Annotated in this window: 8 protein-coding genes and 1 pseudogene; 5 read left to right on the top strand and 4 right to left on the bottom strand. The window is 63.8% G+C overall.

Annotation, left to right across the window (positions count from 1 at the left end):
• The 4 genes and pseudogenes from BLQ49_RS27895 to BLQ49_RS27910 form a co-directional block, all read left to right on the top strand.
• Nucleotides 1-284 (top strand): integrase core domain-containing protein (locus BLQ49_RS27895; protein ID WP_143012365.1); only part of this gene is annotated, 284 nt, incomplete at its 5' end.
• 273 nt (nt 285-557) lie between these two features.
• Entirely contained in the window at nt 558-935 is a 378-nt protein-coding gene (locus BLQ49_RS27900; protein WP_244507792.1) for a metallophosphoesterase, read from the top strand.
• Between the two features lie 127 nt (nt 936-1,062).
• Nucleotides 1,063-6,681 carry a DUF3320 domain-containing protein gene (locus tag BLQ49_RS27905; RefSeq protein ID WP_091722725.1) on the top strand — a complete coding sequence of 1,873 codons (5,619 nt, stop codon included), beginning with the start codon at nt 1,063-1,065 and terminating at the stop codon, nt 6,679-6,681.
• A gap of 199 nt (nt 6,682-6,880) precedes the next feature.
• A pseudogene (locus tag BLQ49_RS27910) lies at nt 6,881-7,627 on the top strand (IS630 family transposase); the annotation flags it as partial.
• A 443-nt stretch (nt 7,628-8,070) separates the two neighbouring features.
• On the opposite strand, the gene BLQ49_RS27915 reads toward BLQ49_RS27910, so the two are convergent.
• Genes BLQ49_RS27915 through BLQ49_RS27930 form a run of 4 tightly spaced genes read right to left on the bottom strand, consistent with a single transcriptional unit; the run spans nt 8,071 to nt 13,388 of the window.
• Nucleotides 8,071-8,952 (bottom strand): tetratricopeptide repeat protein, encoded by an 882-nt coding sequence (locus BLQ49_RS27915; protein WP_244507793.1) that lies wholly within the window; start codon nt 8,950-8,952, stop codon nt 8,071-8,073.
• 19 nt (nt 8,953-8,971) lie between these two features.
• Nucleotides 8,972-10,771, bottom strand: a complete 1,800-nt coding sequence (locus BLQ49_RS27920; protein WP_244507794.1) for a ShlB/FhaC/HecB family hemolysin secretion/activation protein — start codon at nt 10,769-10,771, stop codon at nt 8,972-8,974.
• Between the two features lie 41 nt (nt 10,772-10,812).
• Nucleotides 10,813-12,828, bottom strand: coding sequence for a filamentous hemagglutinin N-terminal domain-containing protein (locus BLQ49_RS27925; RefSeq protein ID WP_091722717.1), 2,016 nt, complete (start codon nt 12,826-12,828; stop codon nt 10,813-10,815).
• Nucleotides 12,825-13,388 carry an invasion associated locus B family protein gene (locus BLQ49_RS27930; RefSeq protein WP_091722720.1) on the bottom strand — a complete coding sequence of 188 codons (564 nt, stop codon included), beginning with the start codon at nt 13,386-13,388 and terminating at the stop codon, nt 12,825-12,827. The genes BLQ49_RS27925 and BLQ49_RS27930 overlap by 4 nt, the downstream gene beginning before the upstream one ends.
• 398 nt (nt 13,389-13,786) lie before the next feature.
• Here BLQ49_RS27930 and BLQ49_RS29970 point away from each other — a divergent pair.
• The coding region (locus BLQ49_RS29970) for a two-partner secretion domain-containing protein (protein ID WP_167627814.1) at nt 13,787-17,298 on the top strand (3,512 nt) is incomplete at its 3' end.

Below are 17,298 nucleotides of genomic sequence, written 5' to 3' on the forward strand. Positions count from 1 at the left end.
CGACCACGGCCTATATCGAGCCTGGCAGTCCGTGGGAGAACGGCTATTGCGAGAGCTTCAACGCAAAGCTGCGGGATGAACTCCTCAACGGTGAGGTATTCTATACTCTCAAGGAGGCCGGCGTCGTGATCGAGCAATGGCGGAGGCACTACAACAGCATCCGGCCGCACTCGTCGCTCGGCTACCAGCCACCCGCGCCGGAGGTCGTCCTCTGGCCAACCGAACCGAGCGGATCAGTGCCGTCCGCTCGCCCTGCCATCGTCAGCCGACCGACGATGCACTAACTTCGAACCCGGGCCACCGAATGGGGGCAGGCCATCGATGACAGGCGCAACATCGGAACTGTCGCCTGGACGTTGGTTGCCATCCCGCGGATGCCATTCGGCGGTGGACGGAAAGGTCACAGATTTTCACCACAGATTGCCGTGAGCCTTCGCCCGGGCGATCACGCTCTGAACGTAGGGAAATCCTCAACCATGAAACGCCTGGCGCCGCACACGTCCGATTGATCCCGGAGTGCCCCGCCGCGTGCCGAGCCTCCGCGCATGGAGGCTCTCATGTCACCCCCTCGCACGCTGTTCGTCGCGGACACGCATTGGTCCCATAGGGCGACCCTAGTAGGCGGTCGTCTCAGCTTGAACCGGCCGTGCGCCACCATCAAGGAGCACGACGAGGGGCTGATTGCCCGCTGGAACGCGGCCGTACGGCCGCAGGACACCGACTGGCACCTTGGCGACGTCTTCTACCGATGCCCCGAGCCCCGCGCCTGGGAGACCTTCTCCCGCCTGAACGGCCGACGCTTCCTCGTCAGGGGCAACCACGACCGTATCGGACAACGGATGCCGTGGAACGGTCCCGTCGCCGACGTCGCCCGGGTGCACGTCACTTGCGATGACGGCACCGCGGCATGGCACTCCCCGCCATCCGGTCACTGACGCGCGACTTCCGCTAAGCATCCCCCCGGCAGATGCGCGATCGCCCACCCCGTTCGCCGAACTGTGTCCATACGGCCATAGACAACCTAGGCCTGGATATCGTTCAAGTTATCTAATGGAGGGAACGATGGCAGGAACGGCGTCGGCGGTGCAGGACGACAGCTCCGGTTCAATCTTCCAATCGGACCTGCCTGTGGATGCTAAGGTCGAGCGTGCGCGCGCCGAGCTCCTCGACCTCTCTGCGCGCAACCGTCTGCTTAACATCCCGCGCTCAACCAAGAGCGTGAAATCTCTCGAGATCGTCGACGAGAAGGCATCCGAAGTATTTCGGATGCTTCTTCGGGAGGGTAAGGCTTTCACTTTCCTGCCCGGCCGCGTCAGCCGGACGAAGGCCGAACCGGACGCGCCCGATTTCCCAGAGGCTGAGGCCGAGCCGGATGAAGTGGATGCGCTTCCCCAGCCTGAGACCGATACCCTCAATGAGCGCGGCGTCTACAATCGCCACGCCGACACCAAACTGCAGACCCGCCTGACCTCGGAGGGGCTGCAGAAGCGCCTGCTCGACCTCTACGTCGACGCCCGCACGCTCGAGGAGGAGCAGGGCGTCAACGTCCTCTACCTCGCGCTCGGCACACTGAAGTGGATCGACCCCAACAACGCGGCCAACGTCCGGTATGCACCCCTGACCCTGCTGCCGGTCAGGCTCGAACGCGGTTCGGCCGCCGAGCGCTTCCGCCTGCGCTGGCGCGGTGAGGAGCAGGCCCCGAACCTCTCGCTCGAAGCCTATCTCGAGCGGGTTCATACGATCCGCCTGCCTGGGATGGAGCTCGGCGAGGAGTTCGACCCGACGGCCTACGCCGCCGACGTGGCGAAGGCGGTAGCTCTGAAGCCTGGCTGGGAGGTTCTACCCGACGACATCGTGCTCGGGTTCTTCTCGTTCGCGAAATTCCTGATGTACCGGGACCTCGACCCGGCCAATTGGCCAGCAGGCGCCCGCTTCACGGATCGCGCGACCATCCGGGCCCTTCTGTCCGACGGCTTCCCGGCAGCCCACGACCTCATTGGCGAGGACGCGGCGGTCGACCCGCACATCGGGCCGGCTGAGCAGCTTCACATCGTCGACTGCGACAGTTCGCAATCGGTGGCCGTGCACGAGGTGCGGCGCGGTCGCGACCTCGTCATCCAGGGCCCACCCGGCACCGGCAAGTCACAGACAATCGCCAACATCATCGCCGCGGCGGTCGCCGACGGGCGCAGCGTGCTGTTCGTCGCCGAGAAGATGGCGGCGCTTGAGGTGGTCAAGCGGCGCCTCGACGGCGCGGGAGTTGGGGACGCCTGCCTCGAGCTTCACTCCAACAAGGCGAACAAGCGTGCGCTGCTCGACGAGCTGCGCCGCACCTGGGAGCTCGGCGCGCCCCGGTCAGGCACCGAGGCGAGCCTGATCGCCCGCCTGACGGAGGCGCGCGATGCACTGAACGCCCATCCGGCGCGGCTGCACCACCAGCACGTCCCCTCGGGTCTCACCCCATATCAGGTCATCGGGCACCTCACGCGCTTACGCCAGGATGGCGAGCGCCCGACGGATCTCGACCTGTCCGCTGCACCGGCCTGGAACGCGGACGAGGTACGCCAGCGCGACGATCTGCTGACCGAACTCGCACAGCGCGTCGACGATATCGGCCGGCCGGACGACCACCCCTGGCGCGGTGTAGGCCTCGAGGCAATCCTACCGACCGACGTCGAGCGGCTGAAGCTCCGCCTCGCCGATTTGCGGGCGGCTTTGGGGGCGGTGCGCGCCGAGGCCGAGGCCATCGGCGGCCCACTTGGGCGACCGGGCCTCGCGTCGCTCGGTGACCTCGAGCTCGCCGCCGCGCTGGCCGAACGCTTCGCTGGGGCACCGACGGTTCTCGGCGACGCGGCCCTCGGGTGCGAGGCGTGGAACACACATCGGCCCGAAATCGCCATACTGCTCAAACGTGGGAGCGCTTACGCCGCGCTCGTCGCCGAACTCTCCGGCGCGGTACGGGCGGAGGCCTACGAGATCGACCTCACAGGCCTGCGGGCCGGGCTCGAGGCCCTGCCGAAAGCCTTCCCGGCTGAGGGATTTGCTCGCGCGGCCGCGTTCGAGGTGCAGGCCCCGCGAATACTGACCGCCGCCCGCGACCTGAAGGAGCGGCTCGGGTCCGCGGGAACCGTCGAGACCCTGAGCGACATCGAGCGGCTCGTGGCCACCGCGCGGCGCGTGGCGGACGCCCCGGACGCAAGTCCCGAAGCCTTCGCCGCGACCGTGTGGGAGCGTGGCGTCGATCAGGCAGCAGACCTCGCCGACGCAGTGGTCACGCTCGCGCAGAGCCGTTCAGCGACCGCGGGCGTCCTGAGCGAGGCCGCCTGGACGACGGAACTCGCGGCGGTTCGCCAAGTCCTCGCGGCCAAGGGCACGGGCTTCACCCGGTTCCTCTCTGGCGAGTGGCGCGCGGCGAACCGCCTTGTGAAGACGGTACTCACTTCGCCCAACACCCCGCTGCCCGCTGTGCTCGCCGCCCTCGACGCACTTCATGCCGGTAAAAAGGCGGTCGCGCTTCTGCAAGCTGAGGACGCCTTTGGACGGGCGGCGTTCGGCGCCGACTGGCGGGCCGAGCGGTCCCGGCCAGAGCCGCTCCAGGCCCTGGTCGCCTGGATGCGCAGCCTGCGTGGCCTTGGCGCCGAGCCGCGCCTGATCGCTAGCCGCCTACCTGATCGTGCCGACCTCGAGGCGCAGGCTTCCGCCCTTGCGCGGCTGTGCGAGGGGCACGCCCCGCTCGCGCTCGGCCACTGGGCGGATCTCGACGATGCGAACAGTTCGGTCTTCCCGGACGTGACAGGCGTCGACCGGGCTCCCCTCGCGCGGTTGGCCGATCGCGCGGGGGCTGTCGCCGCCCTCGATGCGGGGTGCCGCACGGTGATGATTGCGGCCGACACGACCGTTGCCCACCGCCTCGCCCTGCTCGCGCACCTAGCCGCCGCACAGGAGGCCGCCGACGCGCTCGAGGCCGCGGACGCCCTCGGCCGCACCGCGTTCGGTCCGGCTTGGCGTGGCCTCGATTCCAACTGGCCTACCCTCGGAGCCGCCGCAGCGTGGATCTGGGACAACGCCGACATCCGCGAGCAAGCTGCTCGCGTCCCGGATCGAGCCGCACTGGCCAAGCAGGCGGAGAAGGCCGCGGCCGAGGCCAGTCGTTTATCCGCCGGCCTCGACACGCTCTTCGTGGAACTGAGGCTCGACGTGGTCGCGCTCTTCGCCCACGCAAGTGTGGCGGCGATCCCGATGGAGGCGCTAGCCGCTGGTCTCGCGCGCTGGGTCGCGGGGATTGAGGGCCTTTCGAAGTGGGTCGCCTACCGCGAGCGCGCCAATCGCGCCCGGGACCTTGGGCTCGGGGAGCTGGTCGATCGGCTGGCCGACGGCCGACTCGCGCCGGACACCACCCGGCCCGCCTTCGAGATGGCCTACTTCGAGGCGCTATTTCGTAGGCTCGCGAAGGAAGATCCGGCGCTCGCCCGCTTCGACGGCGAGCTGCACGGGCGGCTGGCCGCCCAGTTTGCCGATCTAGACCGGCAGCGCATCGCCCTGGCGAGCGTTGAGGTGGCCCGCGCCCACCATCGACGCATCCCCACGGTCGCAGGCGGGGTCGGGCCGCTCGGCGTTCTGAGGGCCGAGATGGCGCGCAAGCGCGGGCACATGCCGATCCGGCAGCTCGTGCAGCGCGCCGCCCCCGCGATCCAGGCGCTCAAACCCGTCTTGATGATGAGCCCGCTCTCAGTAGCGCAGTTCCTGCCGCCCGGAGTGGTCGAGTTCGACCTCCTCGTCATGGACGAGGCGAGCCAAATCCAGCCGGTCGACGCGCTGGGCGCCATCGCGCGCGCGCGCCAAGTGGTCGTGGTCGGTGACGAGAAGCAGCTGCCGCCGACTCGCTTCTTCGCCAAGATGACCGGCGGAACGGGCGACGAGGACGACGACGGCACTGCGCAGGTCGCCGATGTCGAGAGCATACTCGGCCTGTTCACCGCCCGGGGGCTACCCCAGCGCATGCTGCGCTGGCACTATCGCAGCCGGCACCAGTCGCTGATCGCCGTCTCGAACAGCCAGTTCTACGAAAACAAGCTGTTCATCGTGCCGAGCCCCTACACCGGCGAGGCTGGGATGGGCCTGCGCTTTCACGAGGTGGCGGGCGGGGTATTCGATAGCGGCAACACCGGCACCAACCCGGTGGAGGCGAAGGCCGTGGCCGAGGCCGTTCTCCGGCACGCGCTGGCCCACCCGAACCTCAGCCTGGGCGTCGTGGCGTTCTCGGTTAAGCAGCGCCGCGCGATCCAGGACGAGGTTGAGCACCTGCGCCGGCTTAACCCCGAGACGGAAGCGTTCTTCCAGGATCACCCGAGCGAGCCGTTCTTCGTCAAGAACCTCGAGAACGTGCAGGGCGACGAGCGCGACGTCGTGATGATCTCGGTGGGCTATGGGCGCAACGCGCAAGGGTATATGGCAATGCGCTTCGGGCCCTTGAGCGCGGAGGGGGGCGAGCGGCGCCTCAACGTTCTGATCAGCCGGGCCAAGCGGCGCTGCGAGGTCTACGCCTCGATCACCGATGAGGATATCGACCTCGAGCGTGCCAAGGGCCGGGGCGTGCTCGCCTTCAAACTGTTCCTGCACTTCGCCCGCACGGGGCGGCTCGGCATCGCGCAGACGTCGGGCCGCGACCACGACAGCGTGTTCGAGGCGCAGGTGGCGCGCGCGCTGCAAGCCCGCGGCTACCAAGTCCACCCGCAGGTCGGTCTGGCGGGCTTCTTCATCGACCTCGCCATCGCCGACCCAGAGCGGCCGGGGCGTTATCTCCTGGGCATCGAGTGCGACGGGGCGGCCTACCACGCATCCCGCTCGGCACGCGACCGTGACCGGCTGCGCCAGGCCGTTCTCGAGGACCACGGCTGGATCATCCACCGGATATGGAGCATCAATTGGTTCCAGCGCCCCGAGGAGCAGCTTGAGCGGACGGTCGCGGCAATCGAGGCGGCCAAGGTCGAACTCGACGCGCGCCTGGAGTTCGGCGGGGCGCGCACCCGAGCCGTCCCGGTCGAGGTCGTGACGATCGAGCGGGCCGACGTCGTCGAGGTGGGGCTAAGCGAACGCTCGGACGATCAGCCCAGCCACCTCTACGTGGAGCTGGTGCCCAACGCCCCGCGCGGCCAGCCCGAACTGCACGAAACACCCACGGGACTGCTAGCCGGCCTCGTCGAGCAGGTCGTAGCGGTCGAGGGGCCGGTACACGTCGACGAGGTAACGGCTCGAGTGCGCCAGGCCTGGGGCCTGCAGCGCAGCGGTCCGCGCATCCAGGCGGCGGTCGAGCGCGCCGTCGAGGTGGCCCGCGCACGCGGGGGAATCGAGCGGGACGGCCAATTCCTCGCGCTGCCGGGCCAATCGATCACCGTGCGCGACCGCAGCTTGGCGGGATCCGGCACCCTGCGGCGGCCGGATATGCTGCCGCCGACCGAGCTGCGCGCAGCGATCCAAGAGGTCGTGACAGGGAGTTTCGGAGCGAGCGCCGAAGAGATCGTGCCGGCGGTCGCACGTATGCTGGGGTTCAAAGCGACGAGCGCTCAGCTGCGTGAAGTCATCGGAACGCAAATCGAGGAGCTCACGCGGGACGGTAGGCTGACCGCGCAGGGATCGCTGCTGACGGTGACGAGCCCGTCGCCGTCGCTACAGGCGGTGTGAGCGCCTGCTTGTCAGGGACCGCGCCTGTGAGCTGTGCACCGGCGTCGAGCCATGACCCGAGTAAAATTCTCGATAACCAATTGCTGAAATACGAAAATACGCATTTTTGGTGGGGTCACGATCGGCGCCGATCGTGACCCCACCTATCAGCGCGTTTCAGATGATGCTGTAACGACTTAAGTGGGCTCATGGGAGGGGGCATCATTCAACGCCGATCCACACCAGCACCGTCGGTGAGGTGCTGGCTCCCACCTGTTCCGAGCCGCCCGGCGAGGTCACCCGCTGGACCGGTCGCGCTGTCGCTGCTGTGACCGGCATCTCGCTGCGCTCGGTCCAGCGCATCTGGCAGGAACACCGCTTGCAGCCGCACCGGGTGCGTACCTTCAAGCGCTCTGCCGACCCGGCCTTTGCCGAGAGGGTGGAGGATATCGTCGGCCTCTACATGGATCCGCCCCGTCATGCGGTGGTGCTGTCTTCGAACGAGAAGAACCAGATCCAGGCCCTGGAACGCACCCGCCCTGATCGACCGCTGGCACCAGGACGGCCGGCGACGCGCACTCACGACTACGTTCGTCACGGCACCACGGCGTTGTTTGCCGCGCTCAACGTGCGGGAGGGAACCGTGATTGGCCGCTGCATGCAGCGCCACCGGCACGCGGAGTTCCTGCGCTTCCTCAACGCCGTCGAGGCGACGGTACCAGCCGGCAAGGTCGCCCACGTGGTGCTCGACAACTATCGCACGCACACCCACGCGATGGTGCGAGCCTGGCTGTCGCGCCACCCACGCTGGGTGTTCCACTTCACCCCAACCTCCGCCTCCTGGCTCAACGCCATCGAGGGGTTCTTCTCAGCGCTGTCACGTCAGCGGCTGCGGCGCGGAACGTTCACTGGCGCGGTCGACCTGCAGGCGGCCATCGAGCGCTACATCGCCAAGCACAACCGATGATCTAAACCCTTCGTCTGGTCCAAACCCGCAACCGCCATCCTCAACAGCCAAGTTGCACCATCCGTCTGAGTCAGTGCAATAGCTGATCCTCCCAATCAGCCCGGTCAAAAGCCAGCCGGTCAGTTCAGGGGGGATCATGGCCGATCCCCGTCACTTCGGAGGGATTCTCGACGCGCCTGTCATCTCCTTCCTTGAGGCCGCCATCGTGCACCAGGCAGCGACGGGACTTCCGGCCGGCTGACGCCGTTGCCAAATGGTCGCGGCCCGCATCGGTCCGGACATCCGCATGGTCGCCGTGGGCCGGCAGGCCTACTTCGCGCGCCGGCCAACGCCACGCACGCTGCAGGACCTGACCGGCCGCACCTGCATCAACCTACGCCTCTGAGGCACAGCGGCCTGGTTCTCGAAATTTTTTCGGCATCAGCCAACCTCGCATCGTCAGGTCAGCCGTCAGCTTTCCACGATTTAGCTTCAGCCTGCGCCTTTAAAATTTCTTCTGGAGAAAGCTGAGAACTAACCCGTTGAAGTGCTTCGGATGCGTTCGGATGTTGCCGCGCCGCGGCCAGATTGTAGTAGACGTGTGCTTTGACTAAATCCTTGGCTACGACCTTTCCGGCTTCGTAGAACGATCCTAGTTCAAACAGAGCAACCGGATTTCCTTTACCCGCCGCCTTCTCGAAAGCTGCTTGTGATTTCGTGAGATCTTCGCTGACGCCTATACCATCTCTGTATGCGAAGCCCAAAGCATTGAGTGCGCCGATATGCCCCTGCACTGCAGCTTTCTCGTAATATCCCATGGCCTTTTGAACATCCGCCGCGACTCCACGGCCTTCGGAATAAAGTGATGCGCAATTAAACGCTGCATCGAGGTCGCCTAAATCAGCTGCTTTGCAGATGGAGTTGAAGGCGGCCTTATCGTCCTGGAGAACGCCCTCGCCACGGAAATACATCAATCCAACTCGGTTCATCGCCTTGGCGGAACCTTTATCTGCGGCAGCGATATAGAGGGGACGAGCCTTGGCAGCGTCCCGTTGGATCCCGACGCCGAGCTCCAGCATCCGTCCCAGATAGTAGGCTCCGTCGGCATCTCCATTCTCGAAAGCGTCGTTGAAGTTTTTGATAGCGTCGTTGAATTTGTTTTCGTTCAACAATGCCAAGCCCGATTTTACCGAGCCGTCCTTACGAGCTTCATTTTGCTTCTTTTGAGTGTCGCTCTTGGGTGAGCTACCCTTCGCATTTTCCGAGGCAGGCTTGGACTGACTCCAAGCCGCATTTGACATCAGCGCCAGCGCGACCACCGAACCAATAAAAAACCGCAGCGACATTGATTTTCCCCGATTTATATCACAGGAGTTTCAAGTTGAGAGTGAAATATACTTCTGGACTGTACTTGATGCGCGCTGTTCCCTGAGCATAGACAGGTTGCGCGATGCTGATGTCAAAATTCGTACGTCCGTAAGCATAGCGCATTCCGCCACCTGCACTGGCCCGCGTCAAGCCGTGTGCATCAGCGATCATCTCTCCATACCCGGCATCCGCGAATGCATATGGTTGTAAAGCACGGAGGGTATCGTCCAAGAAAGTCCAATCGTTGCTATCGATTTGCAGCAGATCGATTGGAAGCCGCGCGGCAAATTCGGATCGGACGACGACACCGCGATCGACTTTGGCTGCTGTGTTTGCGAAACCTCGGATGCTGCTCTGGGAACCGAGGGTTAGTTGGTCATCAAAATAGAGTGGGTGATCGGTCCATTGACCCACGACGTCGACACGTACAACACCGATATCTCGAAGACCTTGTGCTACGCCGAGTGCCGCGTCGAGCTTCCAGAATTCGGCGCGGGGTGCGGATGGGATCGGTTTGGCCGGGTCGAGAGTCGCATTCCAGATTGGCAGGCCGCGATTGACACCGAAGCCGTAGGACAATTCCCGGCCTAGCAGCAGTCCCTCGCTAGGTGCTTCCCAGCTATGGACACGCGAGAGCCCGATGCGCAGCGGAACGACCCTCTGCGGCGTCAGCGGCTCCGCGTTGATGTGGCGCTGGACCTGCCTCCAACCCAAAGAGGTCTCGACTGTGGTTTGTTGCTCCTTGCCCCTCTCCAAAAGGTAGCTCGCGGAGCCGGTGACGTTCGCGCTCTGCAACAGGAACTCGGTCCTTTCCGTCAAGAAGGAAAGTTGTTCCGAGTACCCAGCGTCAATCGCAAACTTGAGTCTTTGCCATGGCACCGAGACACGTGCCTGCACCTCATTGCTATTAAGGCCGGATGCCAGAGTCGACGCGAACGTGTCATTGATGCCGATGAGATTGTCTTTCGCGACATCGAGGCGCGCGCGCTTCGCAACAGTATTGCCGCTGCGGTTGATACTCGTCCCGTTGATTTCATACCCGGCGACGGCTCGGAAGCTATCGGATCGGTCGTTCGTTATCTGAACGATGGACGTCGCCGGCGCGCTGCCCGGGAGCAACTTCGCCTCCGCGTGATTAGAGGGGACCTTATTCAGGACGTCGAGCCCTCGCTGCACATCCGAGATGTTCAGCGCATCGTCAGGATCGAGATCGAAAACCAACCAGCTTTTTGCTTCTGACTGGGACTGACCATTCAGTATTTCAAAATTGTCGAGCGTGTCGTCGAAGCGATCGACCAATCCAGAGACGGCTTTGACGAAGGCCCAAGGTCCTCTTGCCTCGCGGACGGGCTCCCATGCTTTTTCTAAGCGCTCCCTCAAGGGCAGAGCCTCGACGCCATCGGTCTCCCTGTAGACGAACTTGTCCATCCGGCCGGTCACGACATTGATCTTCAAGGATTTTGTCTTGCGGATATCTTGATCTGGAAGATATCCTTGCGTTGTGATGAATCCTGCCGCAGCGTGAATTTCGTTGATCGCTCCGACAATGGCTTTTGCCAGAGTGTTACCGATGCAATCGTATGCGAGCGGTTCGACGGTGCTTCGGACGCTTTCAGTATCGATTAATTCGAGTCCGGATATCTGGATCTCACGAAGTGGAAAGCAGGACTCTTTATCGAGGCCGTTCACGGACGGCTTTCGATGATGTGTAGTTAGAATGATACGGTTGCGAAGCTCCGGGTTCTCGTGCTGCGCCGCCTCGGCCATAACTGGCCCCAGCGCTCCGCCCAGGATCACTGCCAACGCCGCGCGTCGGCAACTCGTATGCCGCGAGAGCCTCATCGTGCGACCTCCCGTAGAAGGCCGATTTCGTGTTGACGGGTGCTGGCAAGTGGATCAATCGCGCCAGCAGGATTGGTCCCGCCGGGAATGCTCTGGTTCGCCTTTGCCGTGATGCCGCCACCGTCAAGCTCGACCGGATTGGCAGAAACGATCGTGACCGCCCCTTCCGGCGCGTTGAATTCGCCGCCCAGAGAACGGAACCTGAGCTGCGTCGATGGTCCGCCGAAGGCGTTGTAGAGACCGGCAGGCCGTTTGATTGGATCTGGGACGATCTCCCCAATGGCTCGCACGTGAGGAGAGACAATTTTCAAGTTGCCGTACGCGGTGATCTGACCGTAATCGTTGATCAGGCTATCACTCGCTGCGATCAGGACGCTGCGGGACGCACTGATCTGACCGCCATACGTACCGAGCGTCGAGAAGGCTCTGCTCCTGCAACCGAATCGACATTCCTTGAAATACGTGAACGATCCTGTCGCGGTGCCGATATTGTGCAGCCTAGCAGTGTTGATCACCACTGCACCGTCGAGCCCGTTGATCGTACCGGAGTTGACCAGATCGGTGACGTTGATGCTAACGGCCGATCCGGCGACGAAAGCTTGCGGCTTGGGAGCGCGGACATCACCGAAATCGACGGTGTCAACCGTGGCCGTGCGACCCCTCCAGCGGCGGAAAGCCATAGGCAAGCGTTCCCGAAGGCGACCCTCTTTTGACCTGTCGTCCGAGTTATGGCCGGGCACTCCGACCCCGTTGTCGAGGCGCTGCGCGGCCAGCGAGACGGTCCCGTTTGCCAGCAGCCGTCCAGCGTCGTTGACGATCGACTGGCCGGCCGTCGCCACGAGATCGCCTTTGGCCGCAAAGGCGATCGCGAGACGGTCGGCGTTCTCGCTCAGCAGCCGGATGTCGCCGCTCGCCTTCAACGTCACGGCGCCGCCCGTGGATTCGTCGTCGCTGTCGCGATCCGCGCCGGTCACCGCGCCGGAGATGTCGATGCTTCCGGCGGTTGCCGTCAGAGACACCGCCCCCTTGGTCGAAGTCACGCGGCTCTGAGCCTGTGGCGCGTTGAGCACCTCCACCGCCGTTCCCGAAATCTTGACCGAGCGTTCGGCTTTGATCTCGGCCCCCGAAACCGACACCTTGCCACCCGCGTCGATCGTGAATTCACCCAAGGATGCCAAGCCTCGTCCGGCGAACCGGACACCTGCGCCCTGCTCGGTCGCCGCCAGTGTGATCCGGCTCGCGACGACCGAACCGCGCGGTGTCACGTCGATCAGGATTTCATCCGGGCGGGATCCTCCCAGCGAGCGTCGTTCCTTGACGAGCGACTGCTGCGTGCCGCTTGGAGGAGCGGAGGGATCGAGGTCCAATTCGGCACGACCGGCCGTCAAACCGATCGCGGCATGGGGACTGGTATGTTCGTTGACGACCGGTCCATCGATCTTCAGCCGCCCAGCGATTATCTGCAAGGTCGACAGCGTTCCGGTGAGACCGGCGCCTTCGACCAGGATGTCGCCGGTCCCCGAGCTGACCTTGACGCTGGCATTCGAGCCGGGGCCGTCGTAACCGACCCGGCCGGTCGACAGGACGAGACCACCGACGTTAAGGAAACTCGCGCCGTCGACGGTGATGCCGTTTGGGTTAGCGATGACGAGATGGGCCTGCCGGCCCTGAATCTCGAGCGGTCCGTTCAAAAGGCTGCGGCTCGTGGATGTCACTTCGTTGACGATTAGCCCGGCATTGACGCCACTATTGATGAGATTGGCTCCGACGGTAGGAACCGAAAAAGAACTGTATGTATTGTGACTTATTCCGCGATTTGTCGCAGTCGCGATGCTGACATCGACTCGGGACCCCATCGGGCTGATGACGTGAGTTCGCGTTCCGCCATCAGGCACGATGTATTGAGCCGAGCATTCGGTCGAACTGGAATTCATAAGGCACGCGGCGGTCAGGATAGGGGCAAATCGCCCGTGCATCGTCGCAACGCGGCAAATGTGTCTTGCGATACTCATGGCTTGGCGCGCCTCTTCAATAGGCTGATGACTTCTTCAAAGCGATCGATGCGCAGGTCGGTGACGACGGGCTTGTTCTTCGTCGTCCAGATCCGGATGCTGGCCTCATGGCCCTTCTCAAGGGCTTGGAGGACGCGTCCTTGAATAGGGAAGCCGGCGTGACATCCGCTCGGATTGCAGGTCTCGACGAGCAGCTTGAATTTCTGACGTTTATCGATGGTGATCTCGATGCCAGGCGCCAGATATCCGCCCAACGGTATCGATAATATTCCTGCAGCCGGCCGGTTCGGCTCAGGTATCAAGACTGTCAAAGCGAGGATCGTTTCTTTTCCGTCGGGAGCATATTTGCGCTGAATGGCCCGGCACGGCGATCTATCTGCGGGATCGTCGCAAATGATCTCCCAGGCGCCAACTCGTTCCTCAGCACGGCCAATCCCTGAGGAGATCAGCAAACATCCGACGATGATAAGGGTGTGGATAGGCCAAGCGCAGCGTAGGTCGCCAACCTTATTGGTCGTCTGGCAGTAATTAGAGCTGATCTTAGGTATGATCGGACGCATCGCAATAACACTCTGCCAATTAAATTGAAGCTGAGTCGACAAAATACGAAGTCGGCACCGCGTATTTTTGCGGATAAGGCGCCGAGCTGCTGTTGATTCGACGTAAAAAATCACATACGCAACTTAATGAAATCTTTAAGCTGGCCGTCCATGCTCGGATAACGGCGGCAAGAATATCGGAGCGATCGATAATCTAGGACGATATATTTATTAAAACTAGGCATTACTTTTAAACAGACGTTATGCGGATATCATGAGGCATATGGCGATGGCTGAGGCGGAGTAATCGACGGGTGTCCGACGGTCGATCATCAGCGGCTCGGGGCATGCAGAACGGTGCGTGCGTCTTCAGTTCGGGTCCGTCTCAGCGGAGCTTGCGTCGCTGGCGACCGGCCCAAATGCTTGCCCTGTCGGCGGCATTGAGCTTGGCTTTTCAACCGCTCTTCACCGAACTCGCACGTGCGCAGGTGATCAGCGATCCGGCCGCGCCGATCCAGTTCCGCCCCGGCATTTCCGCAACCCGGTCCGGGACTCCACTGGTCAACATCGTCACCCCATCGGTCGGGGGTGTGTCCCATAACAAATACGGCTCGTTCAACGTCGATACCCGCGGGCTGATCCTGAACAATTCGGGGCTCGGCGGAACGTCGATCATTGGCGGAGCCGTGCCGGCGAATCCCAACCTCGTGGGTCAACGGCCTGCGAGCGTGATCGTCAACGAGGTCACGGGCTCGTCGGCCTCCGCGCTCAACGGACCCACGGAAGTCTTTGGCTCGCGCGCCGACGTCATCGTCGCCAATCCCAACGGCGTCGCCTGCACCAGCTGCTCGTTTCTCAACGCCGGCAAGGTGACGCTCTCCACCGGTGTTCCGATCCCGAACTACCGCACCGGCACAGTCAGCTTCGAGGTCCGTCGTGGGACCGTTTCGATCCAGGGAACCGGGGTCTTAGGGGCAGATGGCCAAGCCTTGCAGGCGATCGACCTGATCGGGCGCCAAATCAAGGTCGAAGGTGCAGTCACCGCCAAAGGTGCCGTGCGCCTGCGCGCCGGCGCCATGACTTACGATGCGAGTGGTGATGTCGCGACCGCGATCGCCGGTTCGGACGTTCCGCTGGTCACCGGCTTGGCGATCTCCACCACCTCCGCGGGGACCATCCGCGCCGGCACGATTTCCGTGCTGTCGAAGGATCTCGACCTCGGGGTCTCGCTCATCGGCGACCTGAGCGCTGTCGGCTTGGCTCAGCCGAACCTCGTTACCGGCGCGAGCGAACAGGTCCCAGGCGGTATCGCGATCAAGAGTGCGGGCGACCTGCTCGTACACAGCTCGGCCGCGACTGGTGACCTCGACCTCGACGCCGCGGGACGGCTGACATTGGCCAAGGCCGGACGGGTCGATGCGAACGGCACACCGCTTCTCGACCATGAGGCACTCGGCCGGATCACGCTGGCGGCCCACGACATCGCCGTCGAGACGGGATCCCAGGTCAAGGCCAGCGACAGGCTCGTGGCGGAAGCACTGGGATCGCTCACGAGCGGCGGCCAGCTCGCGTCCGGCCAAGCGATCAGCCTGATCGCAACCGAGGGTCTGGACGCCCGAGGCTTAGTGGAAGCCGGAGGTCGTCTGGCGCTAGAGGGGCGCTCGGTTACGACGACCGATCTCCAAGCCAAGGGCAGCCACGTCTCGATTGCGGGTATCGAGACCGTACAACTTGGTGCGACACATCTGACGTCGGCCAGCGAAGCCGTCATCACCGGTCGGGACGTCACCCTCGGCGCCGGGACAGAATTCTCGGCACCGGGGACCATCCGGATCAGGGCCGATCGCAAGCTTGCCAATGCCACGACCATCGACGCTCCGAACATAGCGCTGGATATCGGCGAATCCCTTCAGAACGATGAGACCGGTGTCATCGTCCGTGATGACCTTCTGCTTAATCTCGCCGGCGACATCTGGAACGCCGGCCTGCTCGACGGGCGCAACAGCACATCGATCAGTGCCAACAACATCACCAATACGGAAACCGGCACGATCCACGGTGGCGAAACCACCGTTGCCGCGCAAGGGGACCTGAACAACCGCGGCGCCGTCCTTTCGGATGGTGCGCTAAGCGTCACAGCTCAGGGCGCGATCAGCAACGACGGGTCCCTGAAATCGAACGACCGGCTGACGCTTCGAGCCGCCTCGTACAAGGGCGGCGGCGCCTCGGTGATCGAGGGGGCGGAGGCCGATCTCAAGGTCATCACTGCCTTCGAGAACAGCGGTCGCATTCTCGGGCGAGACCGCCTGGCTCTCTCGGCGGAGACGCTGGCCAATATGGCCGGAGCGGAACTCCGCTCGGGGGCGGCCGCCAAGATCGCTCTGGCCGGAGATCTGTTCAACGCCGGCCAAATCGGGGCGGTCGGCGATCTGACGATCACCGGCGTACAGGCAGTCAGCAATTCTGGGCAGATTCTCAGCCAAGAGGGTGCTCTACAGCTCGAAGCTTCCGGGGGTGTCAGATCCAGCGGCACGATTTCGGCTTCGAAAGCACTAACCCTGCGTGCCGCGAGCTACGAAGGTCTGACCGCGGAGACGCGTCTCGAAGGCGGTTTGGTCGCGATCACATTGGGGACCGGCGACTTCACCAATGCCGGACAGGTACTAAGCGCCGGTCGCTTCGACCTTACGGCAGGCCGGTTCACACAAGCAGCGTCAGGGGTATCGCAAGGCCGCGATATGTCGCTGCATCTGACTGGTGACGCAAGCAACGCGGGGGCTATCCGCGCAGCCGGCGACCTCAAATTGGATGCACCGAGCCTGACCAATGCTGGCCAGATCCTGGCTGATGGTCAGACCACGCTCGCTGTACGGACTTATGTGAGCAACAGCGGCACGATCGTCAGCACCGGCGATCTCGCCCTGACGGCCGCTTCCCTGACGAACAGTGGATCGATCCGCGGCAGCGGCCAAGGACTTCTCGCGCTTGGCGAAGGCGCCTTCATCAATGCCGGTGAAGCCCGCTTCAGTGGCAGCCTGAGCATAACCGCAGGCCTTTACTCCGGCGCACCAGGATCGCGGCTGGAGGCCGATGGGGTTCTCGAGGCGGCCATTTCGGGACCGTTCACGAACGCAGGCACCGTACAAAGTGCGGAGAGGTTAGCTCTCAGCATCAAGGGTTCGCTCGCTAACGCGGGAAGTGTGCAGGGTAAGGTGCTTGCACTGGACGTGGGCGGCGACCTCGCCAGCAACGGCCAAATTATCGCCCTCGATGGCCTTACGGCTACGGTCGGGGGCCGGGTCGACAACACGGGCAGCCTGATCGCCCAGGGCGGCGATCTCAGCCTCACCGCCGGCGGCCTCGTCGCCTCCAGCGGCGACATCATGGCCAAGGGTCGCCTGGCGGTGACCGCGGCCGCCTACGAGACCCCCGCGGCGTCGGCCCGGATGGGCGGCACTGACGTGATCGTGCGCCTCGGCACCGGCCACCTGTTCAACATCGGCGGGATCGTGGCCGCCAATGGCCTCGACGTCGAAGCGGGTGAGTTCACCAACGGCCCGGACGGACGCCTCGCCGGCACCGGCGTCCGCCTCGCGCTGACCGGCGCCACCGACAACAAGGGCCGCATCGAGGCTACCGGAGACCTCGCCGTCAAGGCTCCGCGTCTCGCCAACGCGGGTACTATCATCGCCAATGCCGCTGGCGATATCCAGATCGCCGGTGCGGTGGCCAACAGTGGTCTGATCAACGCCCAGACCCTTGCACTCGGGATCGGAAGTGACCTCGACAATTCCGGCCAGATCGGTGCCCACGATAACCTGAAGGTCACGGTCGGGGGCCGGGTCGACAATACCGGCAGCCTGATCGCCAAGGATGGCGACTTCAGCCTCACCGTTGGCGGCCTCGTTGCCTCCAGCGGCGACATCATCGC

Source organism: Methylobacterium phyllostachyos, assembly GCF_900103445.1.
Lineage (GTDB): Bacteria > Pseudomonadota > Alphaproteobacteria > Rhizobiales > Beijerinckiaceae > Methylobacterium > Methylobacterium phyllostachyos.